6 protein-coding genes are annotated in these 5,736 nt (G+C 61.6%); 2 read left to right on the top strand and 4 right to left on the bottom strand.

What is annotated here, in order from left to right; genetic code table 11:
• Both PLJ71_20505 and PLJ71_20510 read left to right on the top strand, forming a co-directional pair.
• Positions 1-323: carbamoyltransferase C-terminal domain-containing protein (locus PLJ71_20505; protein ID HQM51075.1), on the top strand; the 323-nt coding region annotated here is incomplete at its 5' end.
• 458 nt (positions 324-781) lie between these two features.
• Positions 782-925 carry a DUF5989 family protein gene (locus PLJ71_20510; GenBank protein ID HQM51076.1) on the top strand — a complete coding sequence of 48 codons (144 nt, stop codon included), beginning with the start codon at positions 782-784 and terminating at the stop codon, positions 923-925.
• A 123-nt stretch (positions 926-1,048) separates the two neighbouring features.
• On the opposite strand, the gene PLJ71_20515 is transcribed toward PLJ71_20510, so the two are convergent.
• The 4 genes from PLJ71_20515 to PLJ71_20530 form a co-directional block, all read right to left on the bottom strand.
• Positions 1,049-2,221 (bottom strand): acetylxylan esterase, encoded by a 1,173-nt coding sequence (locus PLJ71_20515; protein HQM51077.1) that lies wholly within the window; start codon positions 2,219-2,221, stop codon positions 1,049-1,051.
• Positions 2,222-2,403: 182 nt separating this feature from the next.
• Positions 2,404-3,276: a carbohydrate ABC transporter permease gene (locus PLJ71_20520; GenBank protein HQM51078.1), complete on the bottom strand. Its 873-nt coding sequence runs from the start codon at positions 3,274-3,276 to the stop codon at positions 2,404-2,406.
• Positions 3,266-4,633: an ABC transporter substrate-binding protein gene (locus PLJ71_20525; protein HQM51079.1), complete on the bottom strand. Its 1,368-nt coding sequence runs from the start codon at positions 4,631-4,633 to the stop codon at positions 3,266-3,268. Before PLJ71_20525 ends, PLJ71_20520 begins: the two co-directional genes overlap by 11 nt.
• 12 nt (positions 4,634-4,645) lie before the next feature.
• Positions 4,646-5,518, bottom strand: a complete 873-nt coding sequence (locus PLJ71_20530; GenBank protein HQM51080.1) for a sugar ABC transporter permease — start codon at positions 5,516-5,518, stop codon at positions 4,646-4,648.
• Between the last annotated feature and the right edge of the window lie 218 nt (positions 5,519-5,736).

Raw genomic sequence — 5,736 nt, forward strand, 5'->3', positions numbered from 1 at the left:
AGCTCCGGGTCGCGCGGTCCGAGATTCCGGCGGTGACCCATGTCGACAACTCAGCGCGCATCCAGACGGTAAACAAACGGGACAATCCCCTCTATCACCGGATGATCTCGCGATTCCACGAGCTGACGGGGTGCCCGGTCATCATCAATACTTCGTTCAATGTGCGCGGGGAACCCATCGTGTGCGCGCCAAGAGACGCGTATGCCTGTTTCATGCGCACGAAGATGGATTACCTGGCCATGGGGCCGTTCATTCTCGACAAGGCGCTGCAAAAGGAATGGCCGCCGGACGACGCATGGCGCGAGGATTATCCCTTGGACTAATGATGGACTAATGACGAAAGCCTGAATACATGCCGCTCGATACCATAGACCCCCGAAATCGCACGGAACAGCGCAAGTTCGGCTTTGGCTTGTGCGCGGCGTTGCTTATCCTTGGCGGCATTCGCTGGTGGACGGCCGAGACGCGTCCCGTAATGTTTCTGATGCTCGCGGCGACGTTTTTTGTTGTCAGCGCATTCCTTCCGTGGGCGTTGCGGCCGCTGTTGGCCGCGTGGATAAAGACGGTCCTGGCGATCAACTGGGTGGTGACCCGCGTGTTGCTGGGCCTGGTCTTTTACGGCATGGTCACGCCCGCGCGGCTGGTATTGAAGCTCGCGGGCGACGACCCGCTGCAGCGGCAATGGGAACCCGAAAAGGCGAGTTACTGGGAAGAGCCCGAGGAACAGCCCGAGGAACTCGAAGCGTATCTTGGGCAATCCTCGCACCATGTTTTCGGCACTATCATCGCGCTGTCGGTGTTCCTGTGGAGCCGTAAGCGATTCTGGCTCGCGCCCATCATCATCGTGCTGCTGTTGTTGTCGCTGCTTATGCTTCTGACCGGCAACCTGGGGATATGGTCGTCTTTTATCTACATGGGCATCTGAGCCCTGTGCGGGTTTGGAAGCGAGGCGTTGGACGGGTCTCCGCGGGCGGCACTGCAATACGCCGCGCCGGGCCAGGGTGGCACGGAAAGCGCGTGGAAGTTTCCGTATGTCGATAGCGGATAGCTATTTGCGTGACCGGCACACGGTGCTGGTGATCAGCCCCCGGCTGTCGGTCAGGTTGATGAAGTAGGCGGCGCAGTCTCCCGGCAGCTCCACGGCAACGCGGTTGTCCTGGACGGTTGCGGGAACGAGTTCCCACGCGCAGGCGCTCCAATCGCTGATATCGCGGGTCCAGACCAAGTCGGCCTTGACAGGTGTGCCGTTCTCGAAGATCGCCATGGCGGTATCGCCTTCCTCCGCTTCGGCCACGATGCGGATGAGCGGCTCGCCTCCCTTAAACTTGCTGTCGGCGTAGGCATAGATTTCCTTGGGCGCCCACCCGTCCTGATGGCTGTGGCCGAGGCCGGGCTGGACGCTGAGGGTCTTTGTGCCGCCCGCGCGAAGATAGGTGCGGCCGTAGACACCCAGATAGTAGTGGGGGTCGCTGGCCGCGTTCACCCAGAGCGTGGGGATGGTGATGGCGGCCACGTACTGCGAGGGATCCCACAGGCGTATCCATTCGCCGGCCTTCTCGGGAGGCATGGCGTCGAATACGGGTTTCCACGAGATCTCGTTGATGAACCCGCATCCGTAGACGGGTATGGCGAACTGGAACCGGGTGTCGACCGCCGCGGCGATGTGCGTGAGAAATCCACCCCACGAAATGCCTGTGAGCCCGATGCGTCCGGGATCGACACCCGCTTGTGAAGCCAGCAGCGAATGCGCCAACGCAATGTCGGCAACCGCATGATAGGCCCAGAAATCCTCTTTCGCACCGTCCATGGGCGTTACGCCGCCGAAACTCGTAGGACCGCTGAACTCGTGTGTCGGGCGGCTGCCGTGCTCGCCTTGGGGAACCGTTCCGTCGAGGTCCATGGCGATGGCAGCATAGCCGCGCGCGTTCCAGATGCGCACCCACTCGTCGTAGGCGGTGCCTCCGCCGCCGTGAACAAGCACCATGCCGGGGACGCGTTCGCCCTCAGGATGGTCTGGGATACCCATCCACGCAAATACGCGCGTGGGCTTATTCTCGAATGGCAGCGCATCGTAAAACAGGGCCCGCACCCCCTCCGCGGCGAACCCTTCCGCGGGATACGTTGCGGGCGGTTGCGACAAACGCGCCATGTCCCACTGCACCGGCAGTACTCCGGCATCACCCGCCGCGCAACACATTGAAAGCAATGCAAACATCATCATGAAATCCTTTTGAGCGCGGAATACGCGTACATTCGAGCCGTCCCTGTTCCCGCCCAACACGTGCGGGAGTATAGAGGGACCGGGTTTCTGGCCTCAAGCCGTGGGTTTTGGCGCCGGGCTGGACCGTTGCGAGGCAAGGCGGCTTGGCGCGGGACGCATGGGCCCGCCGCTGTGTCGTGTTCCTACGCCTTGCCGCCGGTGGTGGCGATCCCCTGGATAAAGGTGCGCTGTGCAAGGAAGAACAGCACGATCACGGGGACGGTAAAAATGCACGCGCCAGCCATGAGCTGTGCCCATTCGCCGCCGTAGCTCGACATGAACTGCTGCAGCCCGTAGGCAAGGGTGTATTTCGTGGGATCGTTGATGTAGAGCAGCGGCCCGAAGAAGTCGTTCCACGTATACAGGAACTGGAACAGGGCGCAGGTGGCCATGGCGGGTTTTGCGAGGGGCAACATGACCTGCCAGAAGATGCGCCATTCGCTCGCGCCGTCTATCCGGGCGGCTTCGGCGAGTTCCTCGGGAATTGTCCGGAAGAACTGTCGCATCAGGAAGATGTAAAACGGGTTGCCGAAACACGCCGGCACGATAAGGGGCAGAAAAGTGCCGTACCATCCGAGGGCGCGGAACAAGGCGAACACGGGGATCATCGTTACCTGCCCGGGAAGCGCCATGGTCGAGATCATGAGCATGAACAACACTTCCCGCCCGCGGAATCGCAATCGCGCAAATCCGTAGGCCACAATGGCGCTTGCCAGGACCGCCCCAGCGACGTTTGCCGCGCACAGGAAGATCGTGTTGCGCAGATACGCGCCCACGGGCACGGTCTGAACGGCCTCGGCATAGTTGCTCCATTTGACGGGGCTCGGAATAAGGCTCGTCAGCGAGATGGCCGTGTCACGCCCTTCGCGGGCGTAGATCTGGTCGTCTGTCTTGAGCGAGGTCGAGGTCATCCACACCAGCGGCAGGATGAAGGGGACGCACAACGCGAGGAGGAGCGCGTGTGCCGCGATACGCTGGGTTCTGCCCGGGCGCAGGGGAGATGCGCTACTCTTCATAGCCCAGCTCCTTGCGCGATGCCCGTTCGCGCGCGATCTCCCGCTCGAAACGGTCGAGCGCTTCCTCGGCGGTCAACGTGCCGCGCATTGCGGCTTCGTCCGCCTGTATCAGGCGGTCCCACAGGAATACCTGGTAGGGTACGGGCGGCATGGGGAGCATGTTTTCGCTGGGAAGCATGTCGAGAAATGTCTGGAACTGGGGAAACTCCTCGACGTATTTGCGGAAGATGGGGGCTTCGGCAATAGCGGGAGACAAAGGGAGCCACCCGCCCCAGGTATAGAATTCGGCCGCGCGCTCGGGGTTCTCGAGTCCGCTCCAGAACTTGATGAACTCCCAGGCGCCCTGGACGCATGCCGCGCCGCGCGGGATGATCATGAAATTGCCGTTGACCCATCCCGCGTGTTCTTTTCCGCCCTTGGGCGGCGGAACGGGCCGGGTGATGTACTCGAGTTCGGGCGCGTACTTTCGCAGTTGCTCGACCCGCCACTGCCCGTCCGCCGTGATCGTGTATGACCCGCTGATAAACGGCCACTCGACGTTGCCAAGCCCGATTGCGAGCCCCGAGATGAACCGGACGACCTTGTCGAAGCCCAGCTTTCGGCGTTCGTCCACCAGAAACTGGAGGGCCGCCCGGTTTTCCGGCGTGTCAATCTGCACCTGGCCGGTCTTCCAGTCGTAGAACCCGCCGCCGAAGGCCGGGGCGTAGTCGTACAGGTTCTGTGGCATGAATCCGATGCGGATGAGGTCGCCGCTTTCATTGAACCGGTGAAGCTGCTGGCTCCATACGCACAATTCTTCGAGCGTTTCAGGAATATCATCGGGGGAGAGGCCGGCCTCGCGCAGATGGTCGAGGCGGATGTAGTTCGCGCGGATGTTGAGCCCCGTCGTGACTCCATAAAGCCTCCCTTGATACATGCCGATCTTCTGCGCGGCCGGATAGACCGTCTCCTGAAATTCCTGCCATTCCCCGGGCGTCATCAGGTCGTCGAGCGGGATGATGAGCTTGCTGTCGGCCCATTTCGGAATGACCGAGTTCCATTGCGCCATCACGTCTGGCGGGTCGCCGCCCGCGACTGCGAGCAGAAACTTCGAATCCGCCGCCGTGTACGGTATGGACAGCGGAATCACTTCATAGACGTTCTGGCTCTCGTTGAAGCGGTCTACGATGTCGTCGACCACGTCTTTCCATTCGGCGGTCCACATGTGCCAGAATCGGACGGGGATGCGGCCGGGGTATTTGCGCGGGGGCGGACCCGGCAATGCCAGCACCACGAGCGTCCCAATCGCGGCGGCAATGGCGGCGGCCCAGAGGGCCCGCGTCCGTCTGCGTGGCCGTATGTCTTCGATGTTGGACATTGGAGACTCGGGTTACCCGCCGTAATGCACCCATCGGTGGTGCGACCGGAAAATCACGATTGTGAGCATCATGACGACCACAAAGAGAATCCAGGCCATAGCGCTCGCATACCCCATGTCGAGATAGCGCCATGCTCGGTTGAACAGGTAGAGGGCGTAGAAGTGCGTGCTGTCTTCGGGGCCGCCCAACGTCATGATGTAGGCTTGCGTGAAGTACTGGAACGAGCCGATCACCCCCATGATGAGGTTGAAGAAGATGACGGGGGTTATCATCGGAAGCGTCACGTGGCGGGTGCGTTGCCAGGCGTTTGCTCCGTCAATGATGGCGGCTTCGTACAGCGTAACCGGCACGTCTTTCAACCCCGCGAGATAAATGATCATGCTGCCGCCCACGGCCCACAGCGACATGAATACCAGCGACCAGAACGCCCAGCGGGTGTCTTGCAGCCAGGCGGGACCGATGATGCCGAGATTGCGAAGCAGGCCGTTCAGCAGGCCGATCTGTGGGTTGAGAATCCAAACAAATACCACGGAGGTGGCCACCACGGGCACGATCGCCGGGACGTAGAACACCGTGCGGTACACGCTGATCCCGCGCAGGTCGAGGTTCAGCAACAACGCGAGGCCGACCCCGAACACGATCCCCACCGGAACCGCTACCATGGCGTATTTGAGCGTGATCCACAACGATTTCCAGAACAGAGGGTCGTCAAAAAGCAGTTTCTGGTAGTTTGCCGGCCCGATAAGCTCGGGCGGAGAGACGATGTCGTAGCGGGTAAACGACAGGTAGATGCTGATCAGGAACGGGCCGGCCGTGAACAGCACGAACCCGAGCAGCCAGGGACTGATGAACAGGTAGCCGATGCGGTCTTGGCTGTATCTCATGCGGCCTAACCCCCGAAACGCGGCCCGCGGACTCGAAACACCCGTCCCGGCCTGAATATGTGCGGATTTCGCGACCGGGGTGAGGATACCCAAGCCTCGCGCCACGCGCAAGCAGCAGGGCCCTTGCCGTGGCACGGTCCTGACTGAGCCGCGTTTGCGACCGAAGGTCCCTATTGTGAACGGCCCGGGAGGGAATCCTGTATTCCTCAGGTGGGCTG

Source organism: Candidatus Hydrogenedentota bacterium (genome assembly GCA_035416745.1).
Lineage (GTDB): Bacteria > Hydrogenedentota > Hydrogenedentia > Hydrogenedentales > SLHB01 > UBA2224.